Raw genomic sequence first — 19520 nt, 5'->3', positions numbered from 1 at the left:
TGGTCAAGGCCTTGTCAACACCTTGCATGAGCCGGGCGGTGGCACAGGGTGGCTGCCACCCTGCCACCCTATTCTCCAAATCTTTCTTATAGATTTATAATTCACCAAATAAAGACTTAAAAGAATGGGAACAACAAACAATGGAGTACTGGGTGCTGCAAGAGGAAAGTTAAAGCATTTCGTATTTTATCAACTTGGCAGCAAAAATGTGGTTCGGCTGATCGGCCAGCGGGAATCCGGACCGACCGCAGGAGAAAAACAGAACACTGGAAGAATGAAAACGCTTATGGCCTTATTCAGTTCTATCAAGCCGTTTCTAAAAGCGGGATTCAGTAGTGCTGCGCGTGGCACAGACCTGAACTATCACAATCTGGCGACCTCAATCAACAGGCTAAACCTAATCGGATTAGACGGTGGCTTGCAGCAGTTGCGATACGACACCTTGTCGCTCAGTGTGGGAGATGCAGCCCCACCGGAAGCAGCGCAGGTATCTGCCGAAGTGGATGGACTGAGATTTAACTGGAACTGGAATGCGGGTGATTTTGAAGCCGCAGAGGATCAGGTGATGATGATGGCTTATCTGCCTGATCAGAACACCTCAATCTTTGAAACCGCAGGTGCGAAACGAAGCCGGGCAGAAGATTTCCTAGCCATGCAACCCTCCTACTTACTGGAAAGGCTGGAGGTGTTCATTGCTTTCATCTCCAAAGACAGAAGCCGGGTATCGAACAGTTTATACCTGGGCAGGATCAACTAAGGAGGCGCTTTAGCACTGGCCAGATCTTATCTGCTATAATGCGATAGCCTGCAGCTGTTGGATGAATGCCATCATGCAGGTTCAGGTGCCGGATGCCGGCTACCCCGTCCAGCATGAAAGGCACAAGGGCCATGTTATTGTCGTGTGCCACCTGGCGGAAGATCCTTCTGAAATCCGCCACAAGCGTACCCGGAATCCAGGCAGGCAGCTCCATGCCGAGCAGCAGCATACTTGCTTCCGGGTAGCGCTTTTTAACCTTATCTACGATGCCCTGCAGGTTGGCCGCGGTACTTTGTGGGGAGATGCCCCGAAGAATGTCGTTTGCCCCAAGCTCCAGCACAAACACATCAATTGGCCGGTCAAGCAACAGGTCGATACGAGAATGTCCCCCTGCAGAAGTTTCGCCGCTAACACCTGCATTGATCACCTTATATTCCAAGCCCGCAGCATTGATCTTCTCCTGCAATAACGCAGGCAGTGATTCTACGGAGACATTAGCAAGCCCATAGCCCGCGGTAAGACTGTCACCAAAAAAGAGAATATTATGCATGCAGCCTAAACTTGATAAAACTACATTATGTTTGCTTAAAATCAATTTAGCATATTACAGGAGCTAAGCGTGGAAAATATGAACATACAACCGATACTCGAAAGCGGGCAAGTTGCGCTGTATCCACTGGAAAGTGCAGACTTTGAAGCTTTGTATGCTGTTGCATCAGATCCGGAAATCTGGGAGCAGCACCCTAATAAAGACCGCTGGAAAAAAGAAGTATTCAGTAACTTTTTCGAAGGTGCAATGCAAAGTAAAGGTGCATTTAAAATCCTGGACAAAGTTAGTGGAGAGATTTTGGGCAGCACCAGGTTTTACGAATTCAACGAACAGGACAGCAGTATCTTTATCGGGTATACCTTCTATGCTGTAAAATGCTGGGGCAAGGGTATAAACCATGCCGTGAAAAAATTGATGTTGAAGTATGCATTTCAGTATGTCTCCAAAGTTTACTTCCATATAGGGGCGGCTAACCTGCGCTCACAAATATCGATTGGCAGGTTAGGCGCGGTTAAAATCGCTGAGCAGGAAGTTAGCTACTTTGCTGAGCTGCCAAAGCTGAACTTTGTTTACGAGATCAGCAAGGCTGACTTAGTTGACTAATACTGGCTTTGATAAAGGCAAGCAAGTTAGTAAGCATAGCGTTGTTTAATTTTCAGTGCTTCGTTAGTCAGCACATCCTCAATTTGTACCAGATCATTCTTGTTGGTCGCGAAAGGCCTATTAATTTTTACACCTTTTAGCGGAATCTTCGAGCCAACTGGATAACATATTTCATTGCCGGTAAATTCACCATCCACTTCGGAAGTTTGGCTACCAACGGTATGTATAGCAGTTATTAACTGTCATACTGCTGAAAAGAGCATGTGAAATTTACCACAATCGTTTTAGAGGTTTTCGTAATTTGATGATAAGCAACGATCCAACGGTATTTTGCCGTTAGCCTAATATTCTAGAAAAACGACCTCGTTTTTTGATAATTTATCTTGAGCATAAACCGATGCCTTTAAACAAATCAAACCTATCTCATTTAAGCCTAAAATATCTTTTCTCTTTTTGCCGATTCTCATAAACCCATTCCATCAATCAAAATGATTTTTATATTTTTGATAATGAGTTTTTGATAATAAAAGTAACATGAAAATAGGCTAGGCAAGAGTAAGTACTGCAGACCAAAATTTGGATCTTCAATTCAATGCGCTGACAGATTATGGGTGCACGATAATATACCAGGAAAAGATTTCCGGCAAAAATACAGACACACCCGATTTAAAAAATCTTTTGGCGACTCTTCGTAAGGGTGATCAGGTAGTCGTTTGGAAATTGGATCGTCTTGGACGTTCTCTTCGTGAGCTGGTAGATCTAGTAGCTGTGTTCGATGAAAAAGCAGTTAATTTCGTCAGCCTACATGATCACATTGATACTACAACGGCTACAGGTAGATTTACATTCAATATTTTTGCTTCATTAGCAGAATTTGAAATTATCCGGGAACGTACTAAAGCGGGCCTTGTTGCAGCGAGGGCTAGAGGTAAAAAGGGAGGCCGTCCTTCAGGCTTATCCACTGAAAAGCTTCAGTTGGCAATGACTGCCTTGGATCTTCATGATACTGGCAAATATTCAATTTTGGAAATATCTAAAAGGCTACAGATACCCATCGCCATCTGTTACCGATACGTTAAAGTTGTAAAAGAGAGCAAGGTCTAACTAATCTTTAAGTTGGGCGAAACTTTCAATGGTTAAAAACGAAAAAGAGAATAGCAGACGAGACATTTAGGGGGGTAAGTTGACCAACCATTGAAAATACGCGATAATTTTAATTAGTCAATTTTACAGCTTTAGCAGCAAAATGTTGTTCGAGATAAGCTTTTACGGCGGCCTTCTTTATAGGATCATTAATGAAACGATCAATTGAAATCAAACGATCGTCGTAAATACCTATAAACTTTGCGTTGTTTTCTGTATTAGTTGACCACCAATCTGTGAGATTTAACATCACCCTGTTAGCAATAGTTTCAGTCTTCAACTTGTTGATATCACCTCCGATTGAGCTGTAGTAAATTTGGGCGGAGGAATTCGCATTAAGGTTTTTCAAATTTACCTCATCTAAGTAACCGGTTGATAAACCAAAAGTCCGCTTTAACGCATAGCGTAAACCTTCCATAACGACTTTATCTCTATCTTCCGCAGGTGCCTCTGCCTGATAAATAACATTAAATCTTGAACCCATTTCAATTCCGGTCAAAACGTGTGTGCCGTATTCATTAACAAGATCTTGGGGGCTTAATGTGGCAACATCATTTTTAAAACGTACTGTAAGATAGTCGTTTATAAATTCGTCATAACCGAACACATATCTTTTCCATACGATGTAATTAGAGTAATGCCCGTAAACATATTTCTTATCGGCAGTAACAGTGCCAGGAAACGTCTCTTGAATCGTGTTTCCAAAAAGCTTAAGGCCTTTGGTTGTTTCAATGGAATTAGAAAGTTTTTCAGATAATTCTACCGCATCTTTCGCTTGAATAGTAGTCCAAGAACCTTCCGTGCCCCGACGAGTAACTACCCTATAGTTACCACTCGCAGCATACGCCGGAACATCGACTACACTTCTTCTAACTGAGGCTTCATCGTTGTATTGATCTGTAACATCATATCCATACCCTAAAAAATTATAGTCTTGAGGACGTTCATACAGAGGTTGAGTCTCCTGTGTCGCACCCTTTACTAATACTTCAATGTCTGGGGATAGTTTCTGTGGTTCTTCAATATTGTCAGTATCATTTTTCTTGCAGGAGGTTAGTATGGCAAATGCCGCCAATACCAATAGCATTTTTCTCATATGGTTAGATCTGTGTGGGTCTATTTGAAGGTATCCCGAAAGAAGCGACGCAAAGATAATTAAATGGAGGATTCAGTCAAGAGGTGATATTTACGATCTACCGAAGTGCGTCATTTCAAGAATGAAAAAATGTCTCACAAAACGAAGTTTTACCCCTTGCGCTTGGAGTTACTCCAGGTAAAATTTCAAAGGTGATTATACGCTGAGCTTGAAGTTGTAATAGCATAATAGTAAAGCTGTCTTTATTTCAGCGCCTGGTCCTTGTAAGTTTCTACAAACTCAAGGGCATCAATCATATTTTCTGGATATCTAGCAAAGTTTGAAAATCTGAGTATTCCATGATGATCAGGCACATAGTTAGAAATATGTTGAAACCTAAATCCATTTTCAAACAAAAACTTGACAACCTGCCATTTCTTGTCATCACTTGCTTTCGGTGGTCTAAATCGATGAGTAAAAAGGAATGCCTGCCCATGACACTTTGGACATTTAAACTCAAAATGATTTGATTGTCTATCAGTTATGCTGAATGATTTCTGGCAGTTGAAGCAAATCTTTTTAGTCACTCCTAATCAATTTATGTAAGCCTGTTAAGTTCGCTAAGGTACATAATTTACGAATTCGGAATATCAATCGCCATAGCTACCTAATCAATCGTCTCAAAAAAGGAGGCGAAAGTGATAGAGATTGGAGTTGGACGATTGAGTTGCAATAAAATTGTCGGTCACTCTGGTTATGAGGCTGAATCTTGGATGTATCACGAAAATCGTATATCAATACTTAATGCGCTGTATGATGGAAGTAGCTTAAAGGAGATAGATACATCTTCGGGTATAACATCTCATAACATGGTAAAGAATTATGAAATTATATCTACTCGGCTGAATAGGGAACTAAGTAATGCGCACAAGTTTGAAACATTTATATTTTATTTCAATTTAAAGCACGTACTTATAAATCTTAATGTTGGGCAAACGGACGTCCCCTATGGTTTTTGAGGTTATTAATGACCGAGGTGTTAAGCTTAAGCCATATGAAATATTAAGAGGTAAACTAGGACAGATTGACAAGCTTGAGCTGGACAAGTTCAAGTTAAATGACTTGTGGGAAAAACAGGTTAATTGAATTTACACGAGAGCCGAAGGGACGTGGTTTGACAATAATTATCATCGTGAAATGTTTGAAGATGATATCGATGCTATTTTAAAGCTGAAAGATAATCCTGGCCAGGAAAACGCTTTTTACTGAATGACTTCAAATACTTTACAGATCTATATGCACCCTTCTTAAGAGCTATTAGAGAAGATGATGCCCTTCAACCTTACGCACACTATAATAGGCATTATATTTAGGGTACAATTAACGGTTATAGGCGTCGACAGCATTTTCCAAATGCCCGTTGGCAGACTGACCGACCAGATAACCTGCGCCCGCTAAACCTATTCCCGCGCCCATCAACACGAGACCGCCCGTTATGTTACCATTGGATGAAGGTCTGAGATTTGAATTCCAGGGATTTGAGGAGGAATTATATAACTTTTTTTGATCCGCTACGAAAAGTATCAAACTTGTAATCAGTGAGGCCACCGCCGTACCATACAATACCTTGCTGGTAGTTACATTTTTTCTGTACATTGTTAGAAACTGCATGCTTTCCGGGTTGTCGGCGAGATCTTTTGATAGGGAAGCATACCGTAAGCGCTGTACATCCTGGTAGCTTTTGTTATAGTATCTGCTTACATCTACCCCATGACTTCTCCCAAACCGCCGATGATAGCCAAAGTCCGGATGATAAGGTGTGTAGGATACCTTCTCATATACATTAATTTTGCCTTCAATGATTCGCTCAGCAAAATCAGGCTCGCGGGTCAAAAATTCGTCATGGATAACAGCGAAAAAGCCGTCCTCATTATTAAAGAATTTTACCCGGGATAAGGGGAACCGGCGGGAATCTGCCCTAAGCTGTAAATCGCCGGTAAAACTGGGACGTAACTGAACCCATTCAGCATGGACAATTGAATCAGATTTCAGATAAATGAAGTCGCCGGTTTGGCGCAGCTGTGCGCTTGCGGAAAGACCCCAGCAGGTCATTCCGATCAGGAATAATTTTTTCATACGGATTCTATTTGTGTGTAACCGATATTACAAATAAAATCTGAAACTTAAAAAGTGTAATTGACATGATACAAAGTTTAGTGACTGGGACCGAGGCTGCTATGATCTCGGTAATAAATTAACCAGCTTCTTGATAATTTCTTGTGTGATTTCATATTCCATTTACCTGATACACTTTCCAATAGGCCAAGTTACCATTGGGCTTGTTTGTTGCAGCCGCAGCAGTTTGCTATCTATTTGCCCGGGTTTTCTAGCGCTACATAGAAAACTCTGCAGCCATACTCTCCAATCGCATCAAACAGGCCGGTTGAGTACTTAGCGCCCCAGGAAAATGCGATTGGTGATGTCTACGGCCATTTGAATGTTGCACCGTTCGTATGGCGTTGGATTACCTGCAATTTTCTCGAATCCGAGCTTGTGATATAGGTTGATGGCTGGCTTCAGTATCGTATTACTTTCCAGATAAACTTTCTTTGCGCCAAGTTCAGCGGCTCTATCCAAAGCCGCAGTGCCCAGCAACCAGCCGATACGCTTTCCTTGCGCCGCAGGTGAAACCGCAATTTTAGCCAGCTCGAAGTCGTGTGCTCCGTCGTTCATCTTTATCAACGCACAAACACCCACTGGTTCATCGTCAAGCAAAGCCACAAGAATATAGCCACCCTTATCGAGTATATAGCCTTCCGGATCATCCAGAGATTTGTAATCAACCGCTTCCATTTTAAAGTAAGTCGATATCCATTTTGCATTCAGTGCTTTAAAAGCAGCTGCGTAAACTGGTTGATAGTCTACGATTTTTACACCGGCACTTTCGCGTTGTTTCTTTTGCTCTCCTACACGGCGCAATAAAGATTTTTGGTCCAACAAATACTCCCACTCCTCTATTGCTGCCCAAAGATCGTGTCTGGCCTGTGCCGAAATCGATTGAATTGCTTCCTCTACATCATGGTATTGGTATTGGATTTTATCAATGATGTCCTGGCCTTTTTCGACAAGGCATAGAATACTGGAAACCACTTTGGCTGCATGTCAACTTCATAAAGCTTGTATATGGCAGCGGCATCATCCGTGATCTTATCTGTGAGCATCCTTAAACGACTTCCAATGGCCTTGATGCCCGCTTCTTTATAAAAGTTCAGAGTAGCGCTATTGATTACGTTACTAATCACGCAGATTTAGGCATTAGCGTAATAAATGCAAAATTAGCAGCGGTAATTTTGAAAAACCTGGAAGTAAGCAATGTTTCAGATGAGGTTAATAACCTTCGTTCTATAGGTACGACTGCAAGGCTGAATACCCCTTTTTGCAGCAAGATTCAAAAACATTAGGTACCTTTCAACGTTGATGAAATAAGAAAGCGGGCGCCCGGCGCTATTGATTACCGTAAAGCTTACCTCCGGTCGCAACGATTTGTTACTTAATAGTTTTGGAATGAGCATGCGAGTATATTATATGAATAAACTACAATTCAACCTCGGACTGATCGCGCTTATACTTTTTGTGCTGCCTCAACCAGCCTTCGCGCAGCAGAAGATTGAGCGGGAATACGCGATAAAACCAGCACAAGTAGCTGAAGATGCCTTGAAATTTGTTAACCAAGCATTTGAAGGACAGCGGATCAGATGGTATGCCGAAGAAAGCCAAAAAGGTAAAAGTATTGAAGCGAAAGTTAAACAGGATGGTACCATTTACAGTATAGAATTTGATGAGCAGGGAAACCTTCAGGACATTGAAACACTAATCAAGTTCAGATCCTTACCCGAAAAGCTCCAGCAAGCCATCATGAATACACTTGAAGCAGATTTTTCCCGTATTAAAATCTACAAAATGCAACGCCAGTGGACCGGGCCGGATGCAACCCTGCAGCAACTTCTTGCTAAAAAGAAACCTGTGGAAAAGTACACGACCAGGTATGAACTGGTTATCAGGGGCAATAAAGATAGAAGCACTTCTGACTACGAAGTGCTCGTTGATGACGAAGGAACGCTTATCAGCACATCAAAGATCATTCAAAAAGATACGCGGCACTTACTTTTCTGATGCTCCTATGAAATATTACCTGATCCTTGCGCTATTAACGTTATTAAGTTCAATGGCTTCCGCGCAGAACCAATTTGGAATTCTACCGGTTATTAACACCAGCATCAAACTGCCGAATGACTGGAAAATTAATTCTAAGCTGGAGGGTCGGCAGCTTTTGAAGCAACACCCTTTTCCCGATGGTAAAAACGACCGGGTTTTTGAGCGACTGGACCTGGAGGTTGTCGCGAACACAGCACTCAACTCTTCCAATGACCTGGGACTTGGTTATCTGATCCGCCGTGAAGGAGGGCATTTTATCCACCGTTTCATTCAACAATATGCCTATACCCAAAAACTTTACAGCTCACGACTGAGTCACCGCTTTAGAACCGACCAGACTTTTGAAAAAGACGAATCAGTACAATTTCGCCTGCGCTATCGGGCCAGCTGGGAAAAACCACTAAGCGGATTGCAGGTAGATCCTAACGAATTTTACCTGAAGCTCAACAATGAATACTTTGGTATTCTGCAGTCGTCAAAGACAAACATGGAGATCCGTGGACTAGCGGTAGTCGGTTATACCATCGGCGAGGATAACAGAATTGAGACTGGAGCAGACTATCGAATGGAAGAAGTGTTTACGACCTTGAAGCATAAACTATTTCTAAACATTGGTTTTTACCACAACTTTTAAGTCCTGCACAAAGGAAAAAAGCTAAGTTTATTCACCATTTTCCTCCTATGTAGCAACCCGGCTATAATGAGGGGTATTTTCGTTATTAGATAGCTTCTATCATGAAGAATTACTAAATTTTCACCCAAGGGACCGTGTAGTACCGGCCTTAATCTGTGACGAAACTCAAGTCTGATTTTAGGCGTCGAAAGTTATACCTGAATTCAGGTGATATGCGCTCATTCTATGGTTTTTAAGTTTTTTTCAAACATATAATCAATAAAAATAAATTCTTAGAAGTATTTCGCTTGAATGTTTATATATTGATTTAAAATGACAAAACTTTTAACTAACCTTTAACTTAAATTATGAAAAAACTACTACAAAGCTTGTTCATTTTGCTATGTATTGCCCATACGGCAGTCGCGCAAAACCGGACAATCACTGGTACAGTTACATCCAGCCCGGACGGTACACCGCTCCCTGGGGCAACAGTGAAAATCAGAGGGTCGAAAACTGGAACCCTGACATCAGCAGACGGTAAATATTCCATTTCTGTCCCTAGCTCAACCACAACATTAGAGTTTTCTTACATTGGCTACGCTTTACAAACAAAAGCAGTTGGAAGTTCTAACACTTTGAACGTAGCACTGGTTTCGGATGCCAATGACCTGACTGAAGTTGTTGTAACCGGCTATGGTAACATTCAACGTAAAAGCTTTACAGGCGCTTCAGCGACCGTTACATCAGAGCAAATAGCTAACAAACCGGTACAAAGTTTTGGACAGGGTTTAGTTGGCCAGGCTACCGGTGTAAGTATTGTTCAACCGAACGGATTGCTGAATAACCCGCCGGTAATTCGTGTCAGGGGATTAAGTTCATTGTCTCTTTCCTCCTTTCCTTTAGTTGTAGTGGATGGTATCCCGGTTTCTACATCGAATTCTTCCCAAAATTCAGCGGCTAACAACCCGCTTGGAGACATCAACCCAGAAGATATCGAGAGCATTGACATCTTAAAAGATGCCGCCTCAACTGCTATTTATGGTTCCAGAGGTGCAGCTGGTGTATTAATCATCAACACTAAAAAAGGCAAAAGAGGGGAAACTCGTCTTAATTATGATGGCTGGGCAGGTGTAAGCAATGCAGTAAGGCTTCCCGAAGTGATGAATGCAGCTGAATACATTGCCTACAAGAATCAAGCAATTAAAAATCTGAAGTCGGTTAATCCAACCGCCCAAGTGGCAACCGATGCCGATGGGAATAGTTTTTTTCAGGATTTTCGAGCTGATGGTACTGCTGTAGATACGGACTGGAACGATGTGGTTTATCGCCAGGCGTTCACCCAAAATCACAATGTAAGTTTAAGTAGTGCAACTGACAAAACTTCCTATTTTATTTCTGGAGGACTTTCAGATCAGCAAGGATTTTTGAAAGGAAATAATTTCAAAAGGTATACTGGCCGTGCCAATGTTTCTCATCAGGCAACTAGTTTTTTAAAGCTAACCATGAACATGGCATATACGAACTCCTTTAATCAAAGCCCAAACAGTGGTTCTACTGATGGGGGTGCATTTGCAAGTTCAGGATTAGGCAGGTTAGCATTCGCTTTATCACCAAACCTAAGACCGCTTAATGATGATGGTTCTTATAACTTAAATCCAACTGGTGGTACGATTGGAAATGGATCAAACCTGATTTCCTCTACCTGGTCCAATCCGGCGGTCTTAATCGATAGAGATAGAAACACTTCAGAAACAACCAGATTGATAGCCAATTTAGGAGCAGAACTAAAACTAGCAGAAGGTTTATTTTTAAAATCTTCGTTTTCATGGGATCGCGGGAACACAGAGAACTACAGATTCTGGAATCCGCTGTCGGGTGACGGATTCAGCACTACAGGAAGTGCCTATAACAATAACAACCGCAGAAACAACCGCAACTTTATCAATACCCTGAATTACAATAAGGTCTTTGGTGGCGTTCATAACGTATCCCTGATTGCGGGTAACGAAGCACAAAGTACAAGAGTGGATGACTGGGGCGCAAACCGTACAACCTTATCTGATCCTTTTTACACACAGTTCCAAGGTCAGTTCATCAACAATACTGCCGCAGGTAACGGAATAGACGCAACTGCCCTAGCATCTTATTTGGCGATCGCTAACTATAATTACGACAATAAATACTTCATCAGCGGAAACTTCAGAAGAGATGGTAACTCAGGTTTTGCTGAGGCAAAAAGATGGGGTAATTTTGGCGGCGGTTCATTGGGATGGGAAGTTACCAAGGAAGGCTTTTTTGAGAACTCCTCTCTAAGCTCCATAATCAGCAATTTGCGCATCAGAGGTAGCTATGGTGTGGTTGGTAATGCTGCTGTTGGCGCATATAACTATTTTACAACCTATGATCCAACGTTATACGGTGAAAATGGTACAGGCTTTGTTTTCAACAGAGCTGGAAACGTAGATCTTGGATGGGAAACCAGCAAGCAAACAGACGTAGGGATCAACATTGGTTTCTTAGCAAACCGGTTCTCCCTGGAAGTAGATTATTTCAATAAAAATATTGACGGGCTGATTCTTGCCGTTCCTCAAGCACCTTCAAAAGGCATCCCTGGTGGAACTATCCGTTCCAACGTTGGTAGCATGTACAACAGAGGTTTTGAGTTCGCTTTGAATGCAGGTGTCTTCCGTGATACGGAGTTCAAATGGACAGCTACGTTGAATTTCACTTCAATCAAAAACATGGTTACGGCATTAGACCCTCAGGTTGAGCAAATTTTAACCAGCACCTCAGGTTTAGAGCAAACCAGCATTACCAAACCAGGCTACTCTGCAGCACAGATTTATGGTGTGAAAACAAACGGAATAAACCCAGTTAATGGTCAACGTATATTTGTTGATAGAGAGGGCCGGGAAATTCAATACCTACACCAAAGTGCTGGAAACGGTTATACGTATGTTAACGATGGATCACCAGCACCATCGCCTGCAAGTCAGCAACAAATTTTAGGTAACACCTTACCGACCTGGTATGGTGGATTTAACAATAACATGTCTTACAAAAACTTTGATCTTTCCTTAAACTTCACTTTCTCTGGTGGTAATTACATTTACAACGGATCTCGTGCAGGTCTCCTGGATCAAAGATTCTGGAACAATCTCCAGGAGGTTGTAACTAATGCATGGTCACCGACAAATACATCAGGTACGCTTCCTTTTCCAGTATACACCGACAACGTTTCCAATGGATCTGCCTTCCTGATTTCAGAGAATATTGAAAAAGGAGATTTCCTAAGACTACAAACAGCTACTTTAGGATATAGATTACCCAAAACGATTTTTGGTACATCAGGTATCTCCGGCTTGAGAGTGTACGGTCAAGTGAACAACGCCTTCGTTATCACAGGATATTCCGGTGTTGACCCTGAGATTTCTTCTAATGGAAATTCGAATTTAGCGAGCGGAATTGAAAGAAATAGTATTCCTCAAGGGAGGGTATTCACATTCGGAATTAGTTTAAGCTTATAATTTAAATACAACATGAAAATTTTTCATAAAATAAAATATAGATTCCCGGCAGTAAGAGTTGCTGCCGTTGCAATCATGCTTACAGCACTAGCTTCTTCTTGTAAGAAAGAATTTCTGGTTGAAGCGCCAGAGCTGGAGCTACCACAGGAAGAGGCTTATACTACGCCTCAGCGTGTTGATAAAGTAATCACTGGATTATATTCATCGGCAAAAAGTGGATCACTTTTCGGTGGACGTTATCAGATTTACAATGACATTCGCGCAGAAGAGTACATACTAAGAGATCCGAACAATGTAACAGGTGCCGACGTGTTTCAGGCAACTAACGATGCTACGAACTCCTACATCTCTAGTTTTTGGTCTGTTGGATATTCTACAATCAACCGTGCCAACTTAGCGATTGATGGCTTAACAGTAAATCTTGCCGGATTAGCACCCACCGTTATCGATCCTGCACTAGGAGAAGCTAAATTTATCAGAGCCCTGGTGTACTTCCAACTTGTTCAGATATTCGCTAAACCTTACGTATTGGACGGAGGAGCATCAAGGGGACTTCCACTTAGATTGATACCCGAGACCACGCTTGCAAATAATGCTTTGGCTTCAAGTACAGTGGCAGAAGTCTATGCTCAGATCCTTAAAGATCTTGACGAAGCGGAGGCCCAATTACCTGCTACCTACACTACTGCCCTAGCGAAAACAACAAGAGCGCATAAAAACACTGCGATTGCGCTGAAAACACGTGTGTATTTGGCAATGGCGAACCATGCAAAAGTGATAGAAGAAGGCAATAAAATTGTTCCTCAGGCAGCACCATTTTCAACTACCGTTGGTGCCGGCCATGCTTTAGCGACTAATGTTGCTTCCTTATATGTACCGCCGTACACGGTATCGGAATCAATCTTTTCCTTCCCAATGGCCGCAACAAATGCTCCTGGAACTCAAAACCAATTGGCTTATTATTACAACAGCTTCTCAGGTGCGAACTTGATTTATCCATTGAATAAGAATACTCCAGGAATTTATGCAGATCCGCTTTGGCCTGAGACTGATGCTCGTAAAGTAGCATTCACAGCGTTATTTACAGGTTCTGGTTTAACTGCCCAACCAGTGCTGAAGAAGTATAATACGCCTTCACCCTGGACCGATTTCGTGCCTATGATCAGGTATGCTGAAGTGTTACTTAATGTTGCTGAAGCTGAAGCTGCACCTGGCGGTAATCCTGCTCGTGCAAGAGCACTCCTTGATGCTGTTCGCAAACGTTCTGATGCTACCTACGAATTTGGAGCTCTTGCAGGCACTGCATTGACCGAGACGATCTTAAAGGAACGCAGAATTGAACTACTTGGCGAGGGCCATAGATATAACGATCTCGCAAGGTTGAACAGAGCATTACCAGCTATCGGTGCTGCCGGACAAACTATTGCTGTATCCGATCCTCGCTATACATTCCCTATACCAGTTAACGAGAGAAACACCAATCCATTAGTGGGAGAATAACCTTTCTAAGCACAAAAAAGGGGCGAAAACTAACAGTTTCGCCCCTTTTTTTATACTACGACCACAAGCCTCTTTTTTGAAGCAGAAAGTCCGGCACCAGATTCTGCTAATCCGCATATTTTTCTAATATTTAGGTTATGGTCAAAAAGTTTAGATATGCAACGCTGTCCGACATCAAGCAGATGCAAATTGTAAGAAATTTGGTTAAGGAGAATAGACTTAGCAAACCAGAATTAGTCACTGACGAAGATGTCGCGCTTTATATCTCCGAAAGGGGAAAAGGCTGGCTTTGTGAAGTGCAGGGCCAGGTTGTTGGGTTTTCGATCATTGATCTACAGGTAAATAGCGTATGGGCCTTGTTTGTAGATCCAGCATTTGCAGAGATGGGAATTGGCAAAGAGTTGCACAGACTGATGATCACCTGGTACTTCACAAAGACCAAAGGGAACGTGGTTTTGGGCACCGCTCCGAATACCAGGGCGTCGAAGTTCTACCAGCTTCAAGGCTGGACTGCCGTCGGAGGTTATCCAAATGGTGAAGTCAAGTTCGAGTTGAGCTATCTCGATTGGCGCAAAAAGAATCAATTATTTTCAAGAGAGAACTATGAAAGTTGAAAGCCATATCATCAACAACTCCAAAATTGCAGAGGTTATTTCAGAAGACACCATAATCAATAACATTGAAGATGGAATAAACCTGCTTGGCGATTTATATTATCAAGGCTTTGACATGGTAATCTTGTATGAAGAACATCTAGTGCCTGAGTTCTTTAATCTAAAAACTGGCATGGCGGGTGAGATCCTCCAAAAGTTTTCAAACTACCGGGTACAGCTGTTTATTATTGGTGAATTTACAGCATTTACTTCCAAAAGCTTCAAGGACTTTGTTTATGAAAGTAATAAAGGCAAGCATGTAAACTTTGTTAGTTCCAGAGCTGAAACACTAGCGAATTGATCTGGGGAGCGTTGAACTCATCTCGATAAATTTTCCGTTTTCATCATGTGGAGCACCAACAATGTACATGATATCCGATCAAGCCCTATCCGTGTATTTGCAGGGTTAAAAATTGTTAAACTTTCTCCCCAGTAAAAAGGGAAATGTAGATTCGAATGTATAGGCGTATAAAGATCATTTATATTTCATAACATATAGTCGTATGAAGCTGTGGACAAGTTTTTTAATAGTTTTCATGATGGTTCAGCCAATAACAGCCGATAATTGCCAGGCTCAACATGTGAACAGCGTACGAGGGGTAGTATTTGAAAGTGGTACAAACACAGTTGCTTTCACCCTTTGGTGGTAGTCCGGTAACTTTTTTTTACGAGTTGTTTAGCAAAGATGCTAAAAGAGCAAGAAGCCTTCAGAAATTTGCGAAACGAGAGATTGAATACACGGAGGTTTCGCGAAGGTTTAATGACAACATTATCAAGTCTGTTTTACCAGATATGAGCGATATCGAACTTGAGCAGTTTAAAGTCGTCTTCCGCCCGAAGGCGGAACAACTGGCTGCATGGTCGGATTACGATCTGCTGGCCTATATCAAACGTTCTTTCGAGCAATTCAAAAAAGATCAGGCTTTGCAAGAATAAATGTAAATCATGTGATGTAGTAGGTCTATTGGGTTATTTCCCAATCCAATCTAAACCAAACTGGTATGCTAAAATCATGTATAAGCTAAAGCCACTTACAGCAGTGTCTTCCTGTTAAATATATTATATTGTGGCAAATTACAGCCTATGTCCACAACATCAAATCAGAAAGGGATTCTAGATCGATTAAGGTCAGGTGAACCTATCCGGCTGAACGATCCAGAATATGCCAAAATTTATGAAATTGTAAATAGAACCATTCGGCTCTCACAATTGATGAATACAGCTACGAACGCCAATGCTGTCCGGGAGATCCTTTCGGATATCATTGGTTCAAACATAGATGAAAGCACTACGATTTTTGGTCCATTGTATACAAACTTCGGGGTATTCATCACCTTAGGAAAAAACGTATTTATCAATCATGCGTGTTCTTTTCTTGATATGGGGGGCATTACGATCGAGGATCATGTTCTGATTGGTCCTAAGGTAAATCTCATCACCGAAAATCATCCCTTAGATCCAAGCGACAGAAGTGCATTGACTACCAAGCCAATTTTAATTAAACGAAATGCATGGATTGGGGCCGCAGCTACAATATTGCCGGGGGTAACCGTGGGTGAAAACGCCGTGGTAGCTGCAGGAGCTGTAGTATCCAAAGATGTTCCCGCAAATAGCATTGTGGCAGGAGTACCCGCAAGAATTATCAAAACCATATAGCAGCTAAACCAACTCAGATGAAATCATTACTAATAACGACCATCACCCTGTTGGCAGCGTTTAGCACTAGTTGTATAGGGCAGACCAACAGCAAACAGCCCAAAAATGAGCTTAATTTCATATTTCCAAAAGGTGAGTTAGGACCAGCTGAGAACTTTACGGGAAAGGCATGGAACATCGGCATTGTAGCTAATGACAGTGTTTATAACACCGTTATCGGAAATGTTTATTTCGAAGCGGGCGCAAGAAGTAACTGGCATAGACATCCTGCTGGACAGATCCTGATCATTACAGATGGGGTCGGCTACCACCAGATTAAAGGACAACCTAAACAAACACTTAAAAAAGGTGATGTCGTGCAATGTCCACCCAATGTAGAACACTGGCATGGTGCAGGTTTTGATTCGGGCATGATGCAAATGTATATTCTTCCGAAAACAGAAAAGGGTATTGTAACCTGGCTGCACAAAGTGACAGATGAAGAATATCGTGGAGGAAACCATTAAGGTTATTCCTGTTTTAAGCATTTTATGGGGTCGACATGTGCCGCCTTTATGGCTTGCATGCTTACCGTGATCCAGGAGATGATTAATGCCAGGACCCCTGCCGAAACGAAATACCACAATTGCAGATCAATTCGATAGGCAAAAGAATTCAGCCAATAGGTGGTCAGCACATAGCTGATCGGAAGCGCAATAACAATCGCCACCACCACGGGAATCGTAAAATCTTTAGACAGGGTGTAAATGATATTTAATTCACTTGCCCCCAAGACCTTCCTGATGCCGATTTCCTTGAGTTTCCGCTCAGCAGTAAATGCGGCAAGGCCAAATAGCCCTAAACAAGAGATCAGAATCGCCAGCACCGCAAAATACCTGGAGAGTAAGCCTACCCTATTTTCTGAAACATACTGGGCCTGGTAATCCTGATCTAAAAATTTGTAGTCCAAGGCATATCCTGGATTGTATTGCTCGTAAAAATGCTGAAGCGCGGAAATGGCAGATTGTTCTTTACCTGCTCTGATCTTTACCATAATTCTATTGGTCTGCTCCGGTTTGAACCTGAAGAACATTGGCTGAACAGCAACATGAAGTGACTCAAAATGGAAGTCTTTAACAACTCCAATGATCTGGTATTCTTTCCCCCACAACGTAAAGATCTTCCCTATTGGATTTCTTAAACGCATAGCCCTGATGCCCGCTTCGTTTATGATCATTTTAGAAGTATCGGAACCGAATTTTGTGGAAAAACTTCTCCCCTCCGCCATTTCAATGCCCAGCGTTTCTATTAAGTCTGCATTTACCTGTGCTCGTTGAAATTTAACCACTTCTTCAGGATCCCTGCCTTCCCAGGAAAAGTCACCAAAGGTGAAGCTTAGGTCCCCAAGGAAATTTCTGTCCATGCTAGAGGCATTAACCACCCCAGGAATTTTTTTGATCATGGATAAGGTTTGGTTCACACTTGTCTTTACCCGCCCATCGGCTTCAAAATACAAGACATTTTCTTTGTTAAAGCCCAGGTTTTTCGATTGGACGTATTCTATTTGTTTATAAATTACGAAGACTGCGACAATCAGGACCACAGAAAGCGTGAATTGAAAAACAACCAATCCCTTCCGGGTAAAAAGTGTTGCTGCTGTCTGACTCAATTTCCCCTTCAAAGCATCAGCTGGGTTAAAGCTTGAAAGATAAATCGCAGGATAACTACCAGAGATTAACCCTGTACAGATGGTAATGCCAACTAAAGACCATATCATTGTCCAGCTGGTGGTTAAAGCCAGCTCCTTATCAATGATGTTGTTGAACCAGGGAAGTAACATTTCAACCGCAACTAGGGCAGTAAATAAGGACAAGAACGTGAGCATCATAGATTCAGCCATGAATTGCATCATTAATGATTCCCTACGAGCCCCCATTACTTTCTTGATACCAACTTCTTTCATCCTTCTGGAAGCTTTTGCAGTGGAAAGGTTCATGAAATTGATGCAGGCGATCACCAGGATAAAGACCGCAATCAGACTGAAGAGCCTCACGTACTCAATTCTTCCACCGGTTAACTTGCCGTTTTCATAACTATTGTATAGATAGCCGTCGGCGAAGGGCCTGATGAATAACGTTCTATGCTGTTGTCCTTTTGTTAGCATAAAATCTTTAATCTTATGGTTGAATGCATTTACATCGGTTCCTTTTTTCAGGACGATAAAGGTATTGGGTCCTACATTGCCCCATTTAAGATAATTCGGAGCAGTTTGCAAGAAGAGCTCTTGTGTTACCAGAAAATCAAACTGATCAGAAGAGGCTGAAGGTGTATCTTTGAATACGCCAGAGATTAGTGCATGGTTTTCTTTTTCCACATCTCCGTTCCTCCAGGTAAGCGCTTTGCCAAGTACATTGGTGGATTTAAAAAGTTTAATTGCCAGGCTTTCGGAAATGACAATCTTGTTTAATCCTGTAAGCATAAGATTAACATTACCACTGACTACAGGATAGGAAAATATTTTGAAGAAATCGGGCCCGGCAAACTTGCCCCTGGCTTTGATGTTATTGTTGCCCTTGATGGAAATTTTTGAATCCCCGAGCCAGTAGGTTGGGGACGCCATTACAGCATCTTCTACTTCAGGAAATTCTTTCTTCAGAGCTTCCGCCAGTGGCGCTGATGTTCCATCAGTGGTATTGATGGCAGCTGCAGTCTCGCTGTTTTCCATCACCTGGTAAAGCTGCGCAGCTTTTTCATGAAATCTATCCATGCGGGTTTCATCAACTACCCACAAGTAAATCAGGATTGAACAAGACAGTCCGGCAGATAGTCCAATCAAGTTGATGAAAAATGAGCTTCGATGTTTTTTAAAGTTCCTGTAGAATAATAAAAAATGATGCTGTAACATGACGATTGGCTTTCTTGTGGGGGACCAAAGCATGTGCCATTGCAAATAGCGGTGTTGAATGACCTTTGAGGGATACTTCTTCATACAGCTGTTCGAAATTGAACAGTGCTGATGTTCATATATGAACGAAAAACAGGTTCATATCAAGCGAATTGTATGCATCACTCATTCAAAAGCGTGTTCCCATCAGCAAGGTAGGATGCGAAGCCGCGATCGGCTGTTATGGTTAAGACATCTAATTTAAGTTTTAGCCATACAAACTGATCCTTCCAAAATATTCAGATGAAAGAAAAAAGGTTCAGTACTCCTGACATACTGTTGTCATAACCCAATCTAATCTT

18 protein-coding genes and 1 pseudogene are annotated in these 19520 nt (G+C 42.0%); 12 read left to right on the top strand and 7 right to left on the bottom strand.

The annotated features are described in order from the left end of the window. Positions 1 to 124: 124 nt before the first annotated feature. Entirely contained in the window at positions 125 to 757 is a 633-nt protein-coding gene (locus ACTHQF_RS15660; RefSeq protein ID WP_440431622.1) for a DUF6266 family protein, read from the top strand. Here the strand turns inward: ACTHQF_RS15660 and ACTHQF_RS15655 are convergent. Further along, positions 750 to 1307 carry an arylesterase gene (locus ACTHQF_RS15655; protein ID WP_440431620.1) on the bottom strand — a complete coding sequence of 186 codons (558 nt, stop codon included), beginning with the start codon at positions 1305 to 1307 and terminating at the stop codon, positions 750 to 752. The genes ACTHQF_RS15660 and ACTHQF_RS15655 overlap by 8 nt on opposite strands. Positions 1308 to 1385: 78 nt before the next feature. Between ACTHQF_RS15655 and ACTHQF_RS15650 the strand changes: the two genes are divergently transcribed. Next, complete coding sequence (locus ACTHQF_RS15650) at positions 1386 to 1910, top strand: GNAT family N-acetyltransferase (protein WP_440431618.1); 525 nt, start codon at positions 1386 to 1388, stop codon at positions 1908 to 1910. A gap of 26 nt (positions 1911 to 1936) precedes the next feature. On the opposite strand, the gene ACTHQF_RS15645 is transcribed toward ACTHQF_RS15650, so the two are convergent. Then, positions 1937 to 2107: a hypothetical protein gene (locus ACTHQF_RS15645; RefSeq protein WP_440431616.1), complete on the bottom strand. Its 171-nt coding sequence runs from the start codon at positions 2105 to 2107 to the stop codon at positions 1937 to 1939. Between the two features lie 364 nt (positions 2108 to 2471). Here ACTHQF_RS15645 and ACTHQF_RS15640 point away from each other — a divergent pair. Continuing rightward, positions 2472 to 3014 (top strand): annotated as a pseudogene (locus ACTHQF_RS15640) (recombinase family protein); the annotation flags it as partial. Between the two features lie 109 nt (positions 3015 to 3123). Here ACTHQF_RS15640 and ACTHQF_RS15635 read toward each other — a convergent pair. The 4 genes from ACTHQF_RS15635 to ACTHQF_RS15620 all read right to left on the bottom strand — a co-directional run bounded on the left by ACTHQF_RS15635 (position 3124) and on the right by ACTHQF_RS15620 (position 7430). Next, entirely contained in the window at positions 3124 to 4149 is a 1026-nt protein-coding gene (locus tag ACTHQF_RS15635) for an MAC/perforin domain-containing protein (protein WP_440431614.1), read from the bottom strand. Positions 4150 to 5508: 1359 nt separating this feature from the next. Next, the gene (locus ACTHQF_RS15630) at positions 5509 to 6264 is read right to left on the bottom strand and encodes a hypothetical protein (protein WP_440431612.1); all 756 of its coding nucleotides are present in this window, start codon (positions 6262 to 6264) and stop codon (positions 5509 to 5511) included. 315 nt (positions 6265 to 6579) lie between these two features. Continuing rightward, positions 6580 to 7278 (bottom strand): GNAT family N-acetyltransferase, encoded by a 699-nt coding sequence (locus tag ACTHQF_RS15625; protein ID WP_440431610.1) that lies wholly within the window; start codon positions 7276 to 7278, stop codon positions 6580 to 6582. Beyond that, positions 7200 to 7430, bottom strand: a complete 231-nt coding sequence (locus ACTHQF_RS15620; protein WP_440431608.1) for a hypothetical protein — start codon at positions 7428 to 7430, stop codon at positions 7200 to 7202. Before ACTHQF_RS15620 ends, ACTHQF_RS15625 begins: the two co-directional genes overlap by 79 nt. A gap of 283 nt (positions 7431 to 7713) precedes the next feature. Between ACTHQF_RS15620 and ACTHQF_RS15615 the strand changes: the two genes are divergently transcribed. The 9 genes from ACTHQF_RS15615 to ACTHQF_RS15575 all read left to right on the top strand — a co-directional run bounded on the left by ACTHQF_RS15615 (position 7714) and on the right by ACTHQF_RS15575 (position 16801). After that, the gene (locus tag ACTHQF_RS15615) at positions 7714 to 8301 is read left to right on the top strand and encodes a hypothetical protein (RefSeq protein ID WP_440431606.1); all 588 of its coding nucleotides are present in this window, start codon (positions 7714 to 7716) and stop codon (positions 8299 to 8301) included. Between the two features lie 7 nt (positions 8302 to 8308). After that, complete coding sequence (locus tag ACTHQF_RS15610) at positions 8309 to 8977, top strand: DUF2490 domain-containing protein (protein WP_440431604.1); 669 nt, start codon at positions 8309 to 8311, stop codon at positions 8975 to 8977. Positions 8978 to 9324: 347 nt separating this feature from the next. Then, complete coding sequence (locus ACTHQF_RS15605; RefSeq protein ID WP_440431602.1) at positions 9325 to 12486, top strand: SusC/RagA family TonB-linked outer membrane protein; 3162 nt, start codon at positions 9325 to 9327, stop codon at positions 12484 to 12486. A gap of 12 nt (positions 12487 to 12498) precedes the next feature. After that, positions 12499 to 13986, top strand: a complete 1488-nt coding sequence (locus tag ACTHQF_RS15600; RefSeq protein WP_440431600.1) for a RagB/SusD family nutrient uptake outer membrane protein — start codon at positions 12499 to 12501, stop codon at positions 13984 to 13986. Between the two features lie 137 nt (positions 13987 to 14123). Continuing rightward, positions 14124 to 14600: an N-acetyltransferase family protein gene (locus ACTHQF_RS15595; RefSeq protein ID WP_440431598.1), complete on the top strand. Its 477-nt coding sequence runs from the start codon at positions 14124 to 14126 to the stop codon at positions 14598 to 14600. Continuing rightward, positions 14590 to 14940 (top strand): DUF4180 domain-containing protein, encoded by a 351-nt coding sequence (locus tag ACTHQF_RS15590; protein WP_440431596.1) that lies wholly within the window; start codon positions 14590 to 14592, stop codon positions 14938 to 14940. Before ACTHQF_RS15595 ends, ACTHQF_RS15590 begins: the two co-directional genes overlap by 11 nt. 311 nt (positions 14941 to 15251) lie before the next feature. Then, positions 15252 to 15575, top strand: a complete 324-nt coding sequence (locus ACTHQF_RS15585; protein ID WP_440431595.1) for a hypothetical protein — start codon at positions 15252 to 15254, stop codon at positions 15573 to 15575. Between the two features lie 147 nt (positions 15576 to 15722). Continuing rightward, positions 15723 to 16295, top strand: coding sequence for a DapH/DapD/GlmU-related protein (locus tag ACTHQF_RS15580; protein ID WP_440431593.1), 573 nt, complete (start codon positions 15723 to 15725; stop codon positions 16293 to 16295). A gap of 17 nt (positions 16296 to 16312) precedes the next feature. Then, entirely contained in the window at positions 16313 to 16801 is a 489-nt protein-coding gene (locus ACTHQF_RS15575) for a cupin domain-containing protein (RefSeq protein WP_440431591.1), read from the top strand. A gap of 2 nt (positions 16802 to 16803) precedes the next feature. On the opposite strand, the gene ACTHQF_RS15570 is transcribed toward ACTHQF_RS15575, so the two are convergent. Continuing rightward, on the bottom strand, positions 16804 to 19179 hold the full coding sequence (locus ACTHQF_RS15570) for an ABC transporter permease (protein WP_440431590.1): 2376 nt from the start codon (positions 19177 to 19179) through the stop codon (positions 16804 to 16806). Between the last annotated feature and the right edge of the window lie 341 nt (positions 19180 to 19520).

Source organism: Pedobacter sp. SAFR-022 (genome assembly GCF_051965375.1).
Taxonomy (GTDB): Bacteria; Bacteroidota; Bacteroidia; order Sphingobacteriales; family Sphingobacteriaceae; genus Pedobacter.
This window is presented reverse-complemented; position numbering and strand designations above follow the sequence as displayed.

Excerpts from the sequence above, each read along its gene's own strand:
- ACTHQF_RS15650 (WP_440431618.1), top strand. The coding sequence starts at position 1,386 with ATGAACATACAACCGATACTCGAAAGCGGGCAAGTTGCGCTGTATCCA.
- ACTHQF_RS15635 (WP_440431614.1), bottom strand. The coding sequence starts at position 4,149 with ATGAGAAAAATGCTATTGGTATTGGCGGCATTTGCCATACTAACCTCC.
- ACTHQF_RS15610 (WP_440431604.1), top strand. The coding sequence starts at position 8,309 with ATGAAATATTACCTGATCCTTGCGCTATTAACGTTATTAAGTTCAATG.
- ACTHQF_RS15655 (WP_440431620.1), bottom strand. The coding sequence starts at position 1,307 with ATGCATAATATTCTCTTTTTTGGTGACAGTCTTACCGCGGGCTATGGG.
- ACTHQF_RS15580 (WP_440431593.1), top strand. The coding sequence starts at position 15,723 with ATGTCCACAACATCAAATCAGAAAGGGATTCTAGATCGATTAAGGTCA.
- ACTHQF_RS15570 (WP_440431590.1), bottom strand. The coding sequence starts at position 19,179 with ATGTTACAGCATCATTTTTTATTATTCTACAGGAACTTTAAAAAACAT.
- ACTHQF_RS15615 (WP_440431606.1), top strand. The coding sequence starts at position 7,714 with ATGAATAAACTACAATTCAACCTCGGACTGATCGCGCTTATACTTTTT.
- ACTHQF_RS15600 (WP_440431600.1), top strand. The coding sequence starts at position 12,499 with ATGAAAATTTTTCATAAAATAAAATATAGATTCCCGGCAGTAAGAGTT.
- ACTHQF_RS15595 (WP_440431598.1), top strand. The coding sequence starts at position 14,124 with ATGGTCAAAAAGTTTAGATATGCAACGCTGTCCGACATCAAGCAGATG.
- ACTHQF_RS15605 (WP_440431602.1), top strand. The coding sequence starts at position 9,325 with ATGAAAAAACTACTACAAAGCTTGTTCATTTTGCTATGTATTGCCCAT.
- ACTHQF_RS15590 (WP_440431596.1), top strand. The coding sequence starts at position 14,590 with ATGAAAGTTGAAAGCCATATCATCAACAACTCCAAAATTGCAGAGGTT.
- ACTHQF_RS15575 (WP_440431591.1), top strand. The coding sequence starts at position 16,313 with ATGAAATCATTACTAATAACGACCATCACCCTGTTGGCAGCGTTTAGC.
- ACTHQF_RS15630 (WP_440431612.1), bottom strand. The coding sequence starts at position 6,264 with ATGAAAAAATTATTCCTGATCGGAATGACCTGCTGGGGTCTTTCCGCA.
- ACTHQF_RS15660 (WP_440431622.1), top strand. The coding sequence starts at position 125 with ATGGGAACAACAAACAATGGAGTACTGGGTGCTGCAAGAGGAAAGTTA.